Genomic DNA, 15136 nt, shown 5'->3' on the forward strand with positions numbered 1-15136 from the left:
AAAATGGAGAACTTGTATTACAAGATCTCCATAATAGGCAGCAAGTATAAGACCGCTTTCCTAACAAGTATTCCCGCAGAAAGAGCCATAAACATTAATGCTCTTGTATGCCAGGAGGACTATCCTGCATCGGAATTAAACTTTGAACAAATATTTTCGAGAAACATAGATTCAAAACTGAATTTCATATGTCTCTATAATTTTGAAATCCTTTTTCGACCTGAATACCGGTTTGACCTTCTATCGTTTATTAAGGGAAAATCAAAAACTAAGAAATTTGCCATTATCTGGCCAGGAGAAATCCAGAATGATCAGCTGGTATACAGTAGACCAGGACGACCAGATTATTACACGCATAACATAGACAATTATCTCATATATAAGGAAGAGCAATGAAGTACAAAGACTTAATCCAATTTGACCCAATCGAATCAGTTATTACTCTGACAGAAGCTGACAATGAACAGAAGGCTGCTGATTTAGTAAAAACCTTCGTTGTCTCCCAATCCATGGAGATCAATCTGAATGAAATTATTATCCCTAATCTTCAGTTTGAAACGCCTCGTGATCAAAAAGGGATATTTGTTGTAGGTAACTATGGTACCGGTAAATCTCACTTGATGGCATTTATATCAGCCTTGGCTGAAAATAAAGACTATTTGGACTTGGTTGGTAATTTATCTGTCAGAGAACAGGCTGCACAAATAGCAGGGAAGTTCAAAGTTATCCGCTCCGAGCTTGGTGGTGTTTCCACAACTTTACGTAATGCGATTTGTATGGAGCTTGAAAAACACCTGAAATCATTGGGAATCAATTTCACATTCCCATCTACAGATAAGATCGCCAACAATAAGGATTCCATCCATGAGATGATGGCTCTGTTTCAGGAAAAGTACCCTGACCAGGGTCTTTTATTGATACTCGATGAGCTTTTGGACTTCCTTCGGGGGCGCGAAGATGACCAGAAACTCATCCAAGACCTAGGTTTTCTCCGTGAAATTGGAGAAGTTTGCAAGAACTCTCGGTTTCGGTTTATCACAGGGGTCCAGGAATCCCTGTTTGAGAGTCCCTCTTTCAAATTTGCAGCTGATTCTTTAGGGCGAGTGTCAGAACGTTTTATTCAGGCAACGATTCAGAAAGAAGATGTAAGCTTTGTTGTATCGGAACGTCTCCTTAAGAAAACTCCCGAACAGAAGGCAAAAATCCGGGAGCACCTGGAACAATTCCAGCCGTTCTACAAACCCCTATCCGGCGGCCTCGATAATTATGTGGATCTGTTTCCTGTTCATGAGCAGTACTTTGAGAAATTCCAGATGGTCAACATTGGTGAGCAGAGGAAGATTCTTGAAGCTATTAGCAAAAAAATAGAGTCTATTCTGGAACTTGAAGTACCAGAGAAAGAAACTGGTATTTTCTCCTACGATTCCTATTGGAAAGTGATTATGGGCGATCATACCAACCGGGTAAATCCTGATGTTCGCAAGGTTATTGAGATAACAGAACGGGTGGAAAATATACTTGATGAATCCTATGAAGGATCGAAAGAGCAGGTACATGTAGCTCAGAAGATCATCTCAGCATTGGCGATTCACCGTTTGACAACAGGAGACTTAAAAGCAGCAGTCGGATTAACCGCTGAGAACCTGAAGGATGAACTCTTTCTTTATCTCACTGTCCCTGAGAAGGATGAAAACTTTCTTCTGACCATCATTCAGAAGGTCATCAAGAACATTATGACCACCCTTAACAGTTTGTATATCAGATTGAACGAAGAGAACCGACATTACTACATCTACACAGACATGGGTAAAGACCCGAATCAGGAAATTCGGAATAAGGCCAGTAAGCTTTCTGCTGATAAGGAACTGACACGATACTACTTTGAGATTCTCTCGCTTATTATGGAGCAGACTGATGTCACCTATCGTACTGGCTTTAAGATTTGGGAATATCCCTTGATGTGGTACCAAAAGAAATCTGAGATTGACGGATATCTGTTTTTTGGAAATCCCAATGAGCGGTCAACAACTCAGCCTCCCAGAGAGTTCTATCTTTATTTCATCGATCCTTTCCGGCAGAATACCACCGTGTCTTCGGGCAAAGATGATGAAGTGTTTATTCAATTGAAGGACGTTGATGATGACTTCGAAAAAAACTTGCGTCTCTATGCAGCTGCAAAAGAGCTAAGTTTAACAGCAGTCCAGGAGTACAAAACTGTCTATAATCAATTAGCACAGAAATACCAAAGAGAATTATTGAGCTGGTTGAAAAACAATATATCCGACCGTTTTCAGATTTCCTATAAAAACAGTACGAAGCTTTTCAAGACATGGTCTGCCAGTATCAACTTGAGAGAATTATCTGGTATTAGTGGTTCCGAGACTCTTTCATTCAAACAACAGATTGATACTCTTGCTTCAGGATTGTTGTCAGATTACATAGCAGATCAAAAGCCGGATTACCCGGAATTCTCTATCAAGATAACGAACCAGAACAGGCGTCAGACAGTTCAGGAAGCATTGAGAGCTGTTGTAAGGGGCCAAAGCAGTGGTCAGGCGAATGCGGTTCTATCTGCCCTGGACCTGCTCTCCGGTGAAGGGATTTCAGTAGAACATGCATCGATTTGCAGTGAAATTCTTGCCATCGTGAACTCAAAAGAGTCGAGTCAGGTAATCAATAGAAATGAGCTGGTCTCTGAGCGCAATGACAAAGAGTATATTTTGAATGGCTCTCTGGAAATTGATTTTCTACCCGTTTATCTGGCAGCCTTGATTAGTGAAGGATACATTAACCTCTCTGTAGGATCAGATCGGTATACAGCATCCAATCTTGATTCTCTTCTTTCCATTGGCTTTAATCAGATTCTTGATTTTAATCATATAAAGAAGGCTGAAGATTTCCCTCTTGTCGAGTTAAAAGAATTGTTCACCGCTTTGAAACTCCGCCCCGGTTTGATAGTACAGACCAGTACTCGAAAAGAAGCCGTCAAAGAACTTATTGATAAAGTGGATGCCCTGCTCAAGCAATGTGCCAAAGTGGAACAGAAGATCCGAAACGGCTTTGTTATCTGGGAACAGAAATTACTCTCAGAGAGTAGGTCTCAGAAATATATCGACTCTCTCGGTGAAGTCAAAGATTTTATGGAACTTATCTCCCGATACAACACTCCCGCCAAGATAAGCAACTTCAAAAAGACAACCGATGAGATAGATGCATTCAAAGAGAAGTTAGGGTTGATAACAGAAATAGAAGGGATGGAAGCCTTTGTACAAAATTTTCAGCCCCTTACCAATTATCTATCCAGGGCAGAAAGTGAAGTTCCCAATGAAGCAAAGTGGAAAGAGGATTACAACAATCTGAGAACAGATTTCACAAATAAGATAGCAACTGAAGAACCATGGAAATCGAGTGATTCTCAGAGTGCATTGCGAACACAGATGCAGGCTCTGAAGGACCGTTACAAAGATGATTATATGGAGATCCATAAGCACTATCGATTAGGTCCGAAGGCTCAAGAGAAAAAGGAAGCTTTTCAACGAGATAGTCGTCTTGAGAGTTTAAGAGCATTGAGTACTATTGAATCGCTTCCTTCCCACCAACTTCGAAACTGGGAAGATACCCTTGTTTCTTTAAAGAATTGTACGCTTCTGACCATGGCCGACCTGGATAATTCACCAAAGTGCCCTCATTGTAGTTTTGAGAGGAAAAGTATTGATGAATCGAGCGTCAGTGCTGACCAGAGGATTCAGGTATTGGATTCTGAGCTGGATGATCTTTACAGCAATTGGAAATCGTTTCTGAAAGATGAAATGGAAGACCCCACGATCCAGGTGAATCTCGACCTCTTGGGAGATAAAGATTCAGCAACAGTAATAAAAGATTTTATCAATGGAGGAGACTTGCCGGAAGTTATTTCTCCGAAGTTGATTCAAGCCATCAAAGATGTTCTGAAAGGCTTGGAAAGAGTTTCCATGAAGCAGGAAGCATTAGTAACAGCACTTAACAAAACGGGTCTTCCTGTAACGCCCAATGAATTGAGAGAGCGCTTTGAATCTTATCTGAAAGGGATCATTGCTGGTAAAGAAGAAAAGCAGATAAGAATAGTGATCGAGGAGTAATGTATGAATATTCAGAATTTATCACTTAAATATTTCCGCGGTATCAAAAAAATGGAAATATATCTGAATAAGCAGTTAAATGTTATCTGTGGAATCAATGGTGTAGGGAAAAGCAGCATACTCGATGCTATTTCTATCCAGTTATCATGGATAGTCGCAAGAATCCGTTCAGAGAGAGGTTCTGGGAGACCTATCAGCGAATATGACATAAAGAATAATGCAAATTTTTCGATGAGTGAGATGCTTATTGAAGAGCATAATAAACAGTATAAAGGCAAATTAGTAAAAACAAAGAAAGGCTATTCAGTTGATGAAAAATCAAGTGTATTGGAATTATCAAATTATGCAAAAGAAATCCGGTCCTATATTACTGATAAGGAAGAGCAAGTTTCAGTCCCTGTATTTATTTATTACAGTACAAATCGTATTGTAGATGACATCCCATTACGTATTAGAAGTAAGCATGATTTCAACCTTTTGGAAACCTATGACAACTCTCTGGAAACTGGAGTCAATTTTCGAAGTTTCTTTGAATGGTATAGAAATCGGGAAGATTTAGAAAATGAAAAGTTCAGAGATTTGAATCAAGATAATTTATTCAATCAAGAGAAAAGAGCATATGAAGGGGATAAGCAGTTAGAATCAGTCCGTATTGCAATAGAACGAATATCCGGGTTTAAAGATATATCTGTGAAACGAAGTCCACTTCGAATGGAAGTAAACAAGAATGGAGAAAAACTTAGAGTAGAAAAACTATCTGATGGTGAAAAATGTCTTTTTGCAATGGCGGGGGATATGGCACGACGTTTAGCGATAGCTAATCCGACTTTGGTAAATCCGCTTGAAGGTGAAGGAGTTGTTCTTATTGATGAAATAGATTTACATCTTCATCCTAAATGGCAGAAAAAGATCATTCCTAATTTACTTCAAACTTTTCCCAACGTTCAATTCATTGTCTCAACACATTCTCCGCAAGTTTTAAGTGAAGTTGATCATCGCTCTATTATCCTACTTTATCAGGAAGAAAATAATATCAAATATTCCCCTGTGCACCAAAGCAAAGGCCTGAGTTCAAATGAAATCCTCGAAGAAATTATGGACACCCAGCCCTTGAATAAGCAAGTAAAAGACCAACTGGATAATATTTTCAAACTGATTGATGATGAAAAAATAGCCGAAGCGAAAAAAGAAATTAGTGATTTCAAGAATCAATATGGCACCGTTCCTGAAATAGTAAGAGGAGAAACTCTCCTTTCTTTCTTTGATGAGGAGTCTTAAGGGATGATCAAGATCAATAAAGGCTCATCTCCATCAGAGTTAGATCAATATAAGCGTGAATGCTCAGAATCAATTTCCAGGGGGACAACGAAACTACTCGATGATTTCTCTCGTAAAGACGATTTAAGAATATCATTGGCTGAAGAGCAGGGTTATCTTTGTGCCTATTGCATGCAGAGAATCAATCCTGAAAATGGCGATACTAAAATAGAGCATTTTCATCCCCAGACTGAGTATCCGACAGAGCAGCTGGATTATTCAAATCTTCTTCTTTGCTGTAATGGTAATCAAGGAGATCGTCCTGCTAATCAGCATTGTGATACGAAAAAGAAAAATGCTGAGATAAAATATAACCCCGCATTAAGTCCCTCAATAGAGCAGACTATTCGTTATGAAAGAGATGGGAAAATTGTTTCTGATGATGAAGATTGGAATAACCATATAGATAACGTCCTTAATTTGAATTATTCAAGGTTACGAGAAAATCGAGAATCTGTTTTAAGGGCTGTAGACCAGGCACTTGCCAAGAATTCCGGTATGAGATCAAAATCTCAAATTGATACAATCATTCAGAATTGGAAAGCCAAGAATAGTTCTGGTGAATTAAAAGAGTATTGTGGTGCAGCCATTTATCGATTACAAAAACACCCTGCGTATAAGAGAGGATAACTATAGATGAGTGACCAATTTGATTTTTCAGTAGATAAAGGGCCTGTAGAATGTCTGGGGAAGACTTTTCAGAATGATGAAGAACGACGCAACTACTTCACAGAATTACTCAGAGAGAAATTGAAAGATCCTGAATTCAGATCCATAGAAGGATTTCCTCTCGGAGAAGATGAAGATATTCTGGCTCTTTCTGATCCTCCTTACTATACGGCATGTCCAAATCCCTGGATGGGCGAATTTATAGAACAGTGGGAACAAGAAAAGCCAACAAAGCAGGAAGGATATAAGTACCATAGAGAACCATTCGCCGCTGATGTAAGTGAAGGGAAAAACGATCCAATCTATAATGCCCACTCCTACCACACTAAAGTTCCTCATAAAGCTATCATGCGATATATCCTTCACTATACGGAGCCTGGAGATATTGTTTTTGATGGATTTTGTGGGACAGGAATGACTGGTGTAGCTGCACAAATGTGCGGTGATATCGGTACTGTCCAATCTTTGGGTTATCGAGTTGAAAGAGATGGAACCATATTGCAGGAAGAGACTGATGAAGAGGGAAAGAATGTTTGGAAGCCTTTCTCAAAACTTGGTGCAAGAAAAGCAGTTCTGAATGACCTTTCTCCAGCAGCAACCTTTATTGCCTACAACTACAATATTCCTGTTGATATTGTCCAGTTTGAAAGGGAAGCCAAACGGATTCTGGATGAAGTGGAAGAAGAGTGTGGCTGGATGTATGAAACGATACATACTGATGGAAAAACTAAAGGAAAGATAAATTACACGGTTTGGTCTGATGTGTTTGTTTGTCCTTCATGTGTAAATGAGGTAGTTTTCTGGAATGAAGCTGTTGATCAAAAGGCCGGAAAAGTTAAGGATTCATTTCCATGCCCTCATTGTCATGCAGAAATGACTAAACAAAATATGGATAGGGCTTGGGAAACATTCTATGATTCAGCTCTTAATGAAAATATAAAGCAAGCTAAGCAAGTTCCTGTACTCATAAATTACTCCATAAATGGTTATAAAGGAAGATTTGAAAAGAAACCTGATGAGTTTGATTATGAATTGATTGAAAAAATTGATCAGAAAGAAATCCCTTATTGGTTTCCAACGAATCGTTTACCAGATGGATATAATACAAGGCAACCGATTCGTTCACATGGTATTACTCATATGCATCATTTTTATACGAAGAGAAATCTTTGGACATTAGCAAGTATTTATAATCGAAGTAATCCCAATTTCTATAGCTCCCAATTGGCAATGTGGTGGACCTTAACGAAACTATACAGGTATAGATGGGCTGGAGGTGTACCTGGCGCTGGAGGAGGACCGATGGCTGGAACTTTATATATTCCATCTATTATAAAAGATATTTCAGTTCTTTTTTCAGCAAAGGATGTGTTTAACAAAAGTATCAGGAAAAAGAAATTATTATCAAATCTCAATTTTCAACCGATATCTACTCAATCATCAGAAAACAATAAGATAAAAAATGATACATTAGATTATATTTTTATTGATCCCCCATTTGGTTCAAATCTGAATTATTCTGAGCTCAGTTCTCTATGGGAGTCTTGGCTTAAAATTATGACGAATAATACTTCTGAAGCTATCGAAAATTCAGTTCAAGAAAAAGGTCCAGCCGAGTATAGAAGCATCATGACTTCTTGTTTTAAGGAAGCATACCGTTTACTTAAACCTGGAAGATGGATGACTGTAGAGTTTTCAAACACCAAAGCCAGCGTTTGGAATACTATTCAAACAGCATTAACTGATGCAGGGTTTATTGTATCCAATGTAGCTGGTCTTGATAAAAAACAAGGGAGTATTAAGGCTGTTACTACATCAACGGCTGTAAAAAAAGATTTGGTTATTTCAGCCTACAAACCTAACGGAGGCTTTGAAGACCGTTTTATAAAAGAAGCTAATTCAGAAGACGGAGTCTGGGATTTTATAGGAACCCACCTCAAATATTTAATTGTCACAAAGAAAAGTGGGGCCAATTTAGTTCATATACCAGAACGAGATCCTCGAATTCTTTATGACCAGTTAATTTCCTACTATGTCCGAAAGGGTTACAACATTCCTCTATCCAGTCAGGAATTTCAGAAAGGATTGGCTGAACGCTTTGAAGAACGAGATGACATGTTCTTTCTTCATGATCAAGTTGTAGAATACGATAAAGCTCGTGCCAAATTTTCTGGCCAGGTTCAACTATCTCTCTTTGTTGATGATGAGAAATCAGCCATTGATTGGCTTAGAGATTATCTGAAAAGAAAACCTGGAACTTATTCAGATATACATCCCAATTTTATGCAGCAGATGTCAGCAAATAGCTGGAAAGCTGGCGAAAAACAACCAGAACTACAGGACCTCTTAAACCTGAATTTTTTACGATATGACGGTAAAGATGAAGTACCCTCACAGATACATTCTTACCTCTCAACAAACTTCAAGGATTTGAGAAAATTAGATAAGAATGATGAAGCATTAAAGGCGAAAGCCAAGGATCGTTGGTATGTTCCTGATCCGAATAAAGAAGCAGACCTGGAAAAGGTTCGTTTGAAATCTCTGCTTAAAGAATATGAAGGATACAAAGAGGGTAAAGGCAAGCTGAAAGAGGTTCGCCGGGAAGCTCTTCGTGCCGGATTCAAACAGGACTATCAGAATAAAAACTTTAACAACATTATGCTCATTGCCAAACGCCTGAAGCCTGAAATCATCGATGAAGATGAAACTCTGCTCATGTACTTTGATTATGCCAGCATGGTGGTTGAGGACTGATAGTGAAATACTCCATTGGAGAACTGGTATGGTCCAGGCAGCATAAGAAAGAAGCAAAAATACTCAGTTCTTCAGAACTCTGGGACAAGGTATCCTATGAGATTCTAATTCCAGAAGAGAAAGAGATTCTTTGGGTTCAGGAAGAGGCTCTCAAGGAATTGCAGTCAGGGAGTCAAACCTCTCACCACATCGGATTCCTTGCTGCTGCGGCAAAGATTCAGGACACACTCGGGCAGAATGTGCTGGTATCACCCTTTGAAGCTCCTGTTATTCCTCTTCCTCATCAGCTGAAATGCCTCAAAAGAGCAATGGAGAAGGACACTGTACGTTACTTGCTGGCCGACGAAGTGGGTTTAGGGAAGACCATCGAGGCTGGACTCATCCTTCGTGAATTGAAAAGCCGGGGATTGGTTAAGCGTATTCTGATAGTTGCACCGACAGGTTTAGCCTACCAGTGGGTAGCAGAAATGGAATCCAAATTTTCCGAGAATTTCCATCTGCTACAGCCCCAGGGATTTAATCAGTTGCGTGAATCAGGTTTTGTTGAAGAAAATCAGAATATTTGGGAAGTTCACAACCAGGTTGTCTGTACTCTCGATTCAGTAAAACCCTTGGAAGCACGTCAGGGTTGGTCTCAGGAGAAGGTTGATGACTACAATCAAGAGCGTTTTGACAGTCTTGTTTCTGCCAACTGGGATTTGATTATTATAGATGAAGCCCACCGTCTTGGAGGTAGTGCCGATACCGTAGCCCGTTATAAATTGGGAGAAGGTTTATCCAATGCCACACCTTATATATTGCTTCTATCTGCAACACCCCATCAGGGGAAAAGCGATGCCTTCTGTCGTTTAATGTCTTTTCTCGATAAAGAGACCTTCAGTGACGAAAGTAATATCTCCCATTCTACCGTAAGACCCTTTGTTATCAGGACCGAGAAAAGACTGGCTATCGATTCGGAGGGAAAACCTCTCTTTAATAAACGGCAGACAAAGCTGATCTCTTCCATGTGGGGAGCGGCTGATACACTTCAAGCTTCACTGTATAACAGTCTGACCGACTATGTTCGCTTGGGATATAAATATAACAAAGCGCTCTCAGAAAAGCAGACCGCCTACGGTTTCCTTATGGTTCTGTTACAAAGAATGGTTCTGTCCAGTACCAGAGCCATCAGAGGAACCCTGGAAAGAAGACTTGAACTTCTTAGAGGACAAAAGCAGGCTGGTAATCAGATCGTTCGGATGAATGAAGAGTGGAACTTCGAAGATGATTTTGATGATCAGGATGATTTATTATCCATCAATCTGAAAGAACTGGATAAAGAGATCCAAGAGGTTGAACTACTCGTGAACCTTGCCAAGGAGAGTGAAAATCACGGACCGGACCGTAAATTCTTTGACCTGATATCCATAATGCACAAGAAACAACAGGAAGAAGATGGGGCGGTCAAAATCCTCATATTCACAGAATTCGTAGCCACCCAGGAGATGCTTCGGGAGAATCTGACGGAAAGGGGATACTCCGTTGAAACCTTAAACGGTTCAATGGACATGGATGAAAGAAAAGCTGCTATCAGACTGTTTGCCGACCAAGTTCAGGTTCTTGTTTCCACTGAAGCCGGTGGTGAGGGTTTGAACATGCAATTCTGTCATGTGGTTATCAACTATGACATTCCCTGGAATCCGATGAAACTGGAACAGAGGATAGGAAGAATTGACAGAATTGGTCAGAGCAAAATAGTTGAAGCATACAACCTAACAATTGCAGATACCGTAGAAGACCGGGTCCGTGAAGTAGTTGAGAGTAAACTTGAAAAAATCCTCCATGAATATGGTGCGGATAAGCTATCTGATGTACTGGATTCAGAATCTACAGATTCAGATTTCAACAGGATATACACGGCTGCAATAGTTGATGAATCGACGGCACTGCAAGATGTCGACAAGCTGATTGACCAGATCAAGCGGATGATGAAACAGAAACGCAATTCCAATGCAGTACTTGGTTCCACTGGTTCTATGGACCCCGGTATAGCAAAAGAGATAGAACAGCATCCTATTGGTTTCTGGATACAACAGATGGTTATTAATTATCTAAAGTGGAACAACCAGAACAATGCACGGATAGAAGAGGGAAAGACCGGCTACAACATCTACTGGCCCGATGGAGACTATTCTGAAGAAGTCACCTTTGATAGAGTTATATCAGATACCTACAGTCTTGATTTGCTCTCTCTTGAGAGCAGTATTATTCAGGAGTTATTGGAAAAGAGTACTCCTCTGCCGGAAAGTAAGTCCCTTCCTGTGGTTATCATTCCCGAAATCTCCAATGTCGTTGAAGGTGTATGGTCTCTATGGCAAGTCACTCTCTATTCAGATAGAAATAAACTCGTCCGATACTTTCCTCTATTTGAGAGCAAAGAAGGGAAGTTCTTTAAACCGTCTGCAGAGAAAATATGGAGTGCTCTACTATCAGGACAATCTCAATTTCAACAGGACCAAAAATCCGCTGATCTGAATCCCTCGAAGAGCAAAGCCCTGGAACAGGGGCAGCAATACTATCAATTGCTGCAAACAAAGCATGAAGAGCTGATAAACCGGAAAATCAAGAGTAAGGAGTTACTCTTTTCTGCAAGACAGAGAGCTATCAAACAGATCGGTCTGAATACTGTTCGGAACCACAGGCAGAAACAACTGAATCTTGAAGTTGAATCCTGGCAGGAAGAACTGGTTTACCTGAAACAATCTGCCCCGAAACTGGAAAATCTGATAGCTCTGTATGTGGGGAAGAGTAATGATTAGTTTAGAAGATAAAATCAAAGAGGCTTTTTCAATTGATCTTATCGGAACAATACCTCTTTCCATCATCAAGACATCTCAAACCGTAATCGACACATTTGATATATCCGGCTTTTTAACACACAGAGGATATACCGTTTTACATAATGACCAGTATCTTCAATTCAGATGTACTTATGAAACCCTGTATCGTCAACGATTGGAAACAGGAGACCTGGAAGGATTCTCTTTGGTCATTATCACAACCGACTCTTTAGACCAGCTTGACTTTGATATCCTTGAACAAGCAGAAAGGGAATACCGGGTATTTGATTACTCTTTCTCTCAGGTATTTCCACCAGAGATTTCAGCTATTGAGAATCTGTTATCTCAAGTTCCCAAAGAAGCTGATGAGTGGATAAATTTTGCTCAGGAACTGGGGATACTTCTCTATCAATTTCGTAAGAGCGATAAAACTCAAAAGTATGGAAGTCTCCTCATTCAATTATTGAATAAATCCAATGCGGCATTCTCAAAATGGTGTGATTCCCACTATTCACTGATGCTTAATGCTTCCTATATCAATCCTAAAACACTGAACAATATTCTCCCTTATTTAGCCTATAAGAGGAGGAAAAAGGATATCGATAAAGTCGCTTTGCTCGTGTTTGATGGGATGTCTTTCGACCAATGGGAAATTATAAAGAGAGAGATAACCAATTTAACTACAGACTTGATTGAAGAAAATGGCATCTTCGCTATGATTCCTACTCTGACAAGTGTTTCAAGACAAGCTATTTTTTCAGGGAAGTTACCAAAAGACTACAGCCAATCTATCAATACGACTCAGAAGGAGAAGGATTTCTGGGAGAAGTTTTGGGCAGAAGAGAAACATCAAAGCATAAAGTTTATTAAACCCAAAGAAGATTTTCAGGAACAGATTGAAGAATTAAAAGCAAGTATTAAGGATAATCGCATCAAGATTATTGGAACAACTTTTTTAATCGTAGATGAACTCATGCATAAAATGAGCCAGGGCTACTCCCAGATGTATAACAGCATTGTATTATGGCTAAGACAAGGCTATTTCAAAGATACCATTAAAGAGCTAATGGAAAATGATTTTGATATCTATATAACCGCGGACCATGGCAACATAGAGGCCTTACCAGGACGGAAACTTAATGAAGGAATCCTTGTAGACACCAAGGGACAAAGAGTTCGAATTTATGACAGGGAATCAGCACGCGAAAAAGCCATGTCGAATTACGAGGAACTGATTAAAATAGAATCTGAAAAATATGCTCTTCCTGATAATTACTATGCCGTTGCTCAGAGCAACGCTGAGTATTTTGGGAAAGCAGGTCCAGTGATAACACATGGAGGTTTATCTGTTCAGGAAGTTCTTGTTCCTTTTATCCATATCAAGAAGGAGCAAAAGTAGTGGCATTACGAGAAAAGACAATAGGTTATGATAGGCTTCTTAAAAATGATTTACTTAACAAAGTAGCCTACTTTGTAGGAGATGGAAATAATCCCGAAGACGTTAAGTCCAAACTCAGGGCTTCATTTGAAGACCAGACAAGTGATGCGCTACGAAAGACAATAAATCTGCTGATGGGAATATGGTCTACTGTCCCTGAAGAGATAGTGCCCTTAAGAGACCAGGCTATAAAACTTTTTTTAAAGGCATATGATTCAGAGAAGCGGATTATCCACTACTTCATGAGTATGGCCAATTATCCTTTTTTCTTTGATGTATGTCTACTCACAGGAAGAGCGCTACGCTTATCAAATTCTTTTACATCAAGACAAATCCTAACAAAGATTCAGGAAAAGTGGGGAGATCGTAGTACAACCATCAGGGCCGTTCAAAGAACCTTGAAAACCATCGAGCAGTGGGGCTGGCTGAATAGCACTAAACAGAGAGACTACTCATTAAATGATGCTGGAATGAAAACTATCATTCCTAAGGAGTGGCATGGCTTTATCGCCAATTGTGTTCTGTTTGGCTCATTAAGGAGCTCAATGCTCATTGAAGAGATAACCCAGAACCCCAGCCTCTTTCCGTTTCACATTGAGTTTAATATCCATGAAATGAAACAATGGAATGGAATCCGGTTGGAGCAAAGAGGTCGTGGGGATCTCCTGGTAAGTTTGAAGTAGCTATTCAAGGTCTCGCATACGCTGGTAGGATCGTCTTACCATTATTCTATCCCCTCAGCGGGGAATAAATCATCGATGTACAGGTTAGGGACGCCGCCCATTCTTCGTAACCGCTCCATAAACCCCACCTGCACAAGGGAAAAGAAAAAGAAGATTCTTTCAATAGATTTCACTATTGGAGGAGAAATGAAAACTACAGAATCGGATAAAGAACTGCACAAACAAATGTGGAAAGAAAGCGGATTGAGTAAAGCGGCCTATGCCAGAGAAAGTGGTCTGAACACCCAAACCTTCTACAGCTGGTTCTATACCGAAGGGCTAAAGAGAGAAAAAAAACAAAACACATTTGTTGAAATTGTCACTGAGAACGATGCCCAAGGTAAGGAAAATGAACATCGCCGCTCGATGACAATTGGGATCACCTTACCAAATGGCTACAATCTTATCATTTCCTCAGGCTTTCAAACGCATACACTGAATGCAGTACTTGATGTGTTGGAGGGCCGCTGATGTTTGCTGATCTGTCTCGAGTAAAACTATTTGTAAAGCCCGGTGCAACAGATATGCGGAAACAACAAGCCGGACTGTCGGCGGTAGTACAGAACATTATGCAAGCTGATCCGTTTACCGGAAGCCTTTACTTGTTTTGCAATCGAAAGAGGAACCTATTAAAGATTCTCTATTGGGAGACTAATGGTTTTTGTGTGTGGCAAAAACGCCTTGAACAAGGCACATTCCCCTGGCCGAAGGATGAGGCAGAGGCCCGGGAGATAAATACCCGCCAACTGCGATTACTGCTTGAAGGACTTGATATTTGGCGTGCTCACAAAAGAATAAATTACACAGAAGTGGCTTAAAGGGTATTAATGAAATTCTCTTTTTGATAGACTCCTGAGTGTGATAAATGAAGAAAAGGAACAACCGATACTGTCGGAGAGTAAAGAAGAATTACGGGAGTTAGCACTTCGGCAGTATCGAGAAAATGAAAAGTTACGTGAAGAAATCCGACAACAGAAAAACGCGTATCAAATAAAGAGCCAGGAATACTGTCGCCACCGGAGGTAAATTGCAGGAAAACACCGGAGGTAAATTGCAGACTCCGGCTTGAAAAAAGGGCAGTACTGCCTTGTAATGGTTGTAGCCAAACAATCATGAAAACAAGGAGTACGCCCTACAATGCTGGAGTTACTGATGCATGAAGCACAGATGTTGAAACGACAGGGCAAGAAGATCAGAGAAATCGCTGAATCCCTCGGAAAAAGTGAACGCATGGTTCACTACTATCTGACGGAGCCCTCACGACCACGTAAAAAACGGAACTATCCGAGCAAGCTCGAC

11 protein-coding genes are annotated in these 15136 nt (G+C 40.1%); 10 read left to right on the plus strand and 1 reads right to left on the minus strand.

The features are described from left to right. Positions 1-3 precede the first annotated feature (3 nt). From brxF to tnpB, 10 genes are all read left to right on the plus strand, one after another. Entirely contained in the window at positions 4-396 is a 393-nt protein-coding gene (brxF, locus tag F459_RS24715) for a BREX-3 system P-loop-containing protein BrxF (RefSeq protein WP_154651749.1), read from the plus strand. Next, positions 393-4118, plus strand: a complete 3726-nt coding sequence (locus F459_RS0120160) for a DUF6079 family protein (protein WP_020614466.1) — start codon at positions 393-395, stop codon at positions 4116-4118. Before brxF ends, F459_RS0120160 begins: the two co-directional genes overlap by 4 nt. Before the next feature lie 3 nt (positions 4119-4121). Next, positions 4122-5396, plus strand: a complete 1275-nt coding sequence (locus F459_RS0120165; protein WP_020614467.1) for an AAA family ATPase — start codon at positions 4122-4124, stop codon at positions 5394-5396. Positions 5397-5399: 3 nt separating this feature from the next. Further along, positions 5400-6065 carry a retron system putative HNH endonuclease gene (locus F459_RS0120170; RefSeq protein WP_020614468.1) on the plus strand — a complete coding sequence of 222 codons (666 nt, stop codon included), beginning with the start codon at positions 5400-5402 and terminating at the stop codon, positions 6063-6065. Positions 6066-6071: 6 nt separating this feature from the next. Next, positions 6072-8858 (plus strand): DNA methyltransferase, encoded by a 2787-nt coding sequence (locus tag F459_RS0120175; RefSeq protein ID WP_020614469.1) that lies wholly within the window; start codon positions 6072-6074, stop codon positions 8856-8858. 2 nt (positions 8859-8860) lie between these two features. Continuing rightward, positions 8861-11656 carry a DEAD/DEAH box helicase gene (locus tag F459_RS0120180; protein WP_020614470.1) on the plus strand — a complete coding sequence of 932 codons (2796 nt, stop codon included), beginning with the start codon at positions 8861-8863 and terminating at the stop codon, positions 11654-11656. Next, complete coding sequence (gene pglZ, locus F459_RS0120185; RefSeq protein ID WP_020614471.1) at positions 11649-13076, plus strand: BREX-3 system phosphatase PglZ; 1428 nt, start codon at positions 11649-11651, stop codon at positions 13074-13076. Before F459_RS0120180 ends, pglZ begins: the two co-directional genes overlap by 8 nt. Then, the gene (locus F459_RS23350; protein ID WP_020614472.1) at positions 13076-13798 is read left to right on the plus strand and encodes a hypothetical protein; all 723 of its coding nucleotides are present in this window, start codon (positions 13076-13078) and stop codon (positions 13796-13798) included. The genes pglZ and F459_RS23350 overlap by 1 nt, the downstream gene beginning before the upstream one ends. A 186-nt stretch (positions 13799-13984) precedes the next feature. After that, positions 13985-14308 (plus strand): IS66 family insertion sequence element accessory protein TnpA, encoded by a 324-nt coding sequence (tnpA, locus tag F459_RS0120195; RefSeq protein ID WP_020614473.1) that lies wholly within the window; start codon positions 13985-13987, stop codon positions 14306-14308. After that, positions 14308-14655: an IS66 family insertion sequence element accessory protein TnpB gene (gene tnpB / locus F459_RS0120200; RefSeq protein ID WP_020614474.1), complete on the plus strand. Its 348-nt coding sequence runs from the start codon at positions 14308-14310 to the stop codon at positions 14653-14655. The genes tnpA and tnpB overlap by 1 nt, the downstream gene beginning before the upstream one ends. On the opposite strand, the gene F459_RS24025 is transcribed toward tnpB, so the two are convergent. Then, the gene (locus tag F459_RS24025; protein ID WP_154651750.1) at positions 14652-14951 is read right to left on the minus strand and encodes a hypothetical protein; all 300 of its coding nucleotides are present in this window, start codon (positions 14949-14951) and stop codon (positions 14652-14654) included. The two genes, tnpB and F459_RS24025, sit on opposite strands and share 4 nt — an antisense overlap. Positions 14952-15136 lie beyond the last annotated feature (185 nt).

The sequence above is a fragment of the Sediminispirochaeta bajacaliforniensis DSM 16054 genome, from assembly GCF_000378205.1.
Lineage (GTDB): Bacteria > Spirochaetota > Spirochaetia > DSM-16054 > Sediminispirochaetaceae > Sediminispirochaeta > Sediminispirochaeta bajacaliforniensis.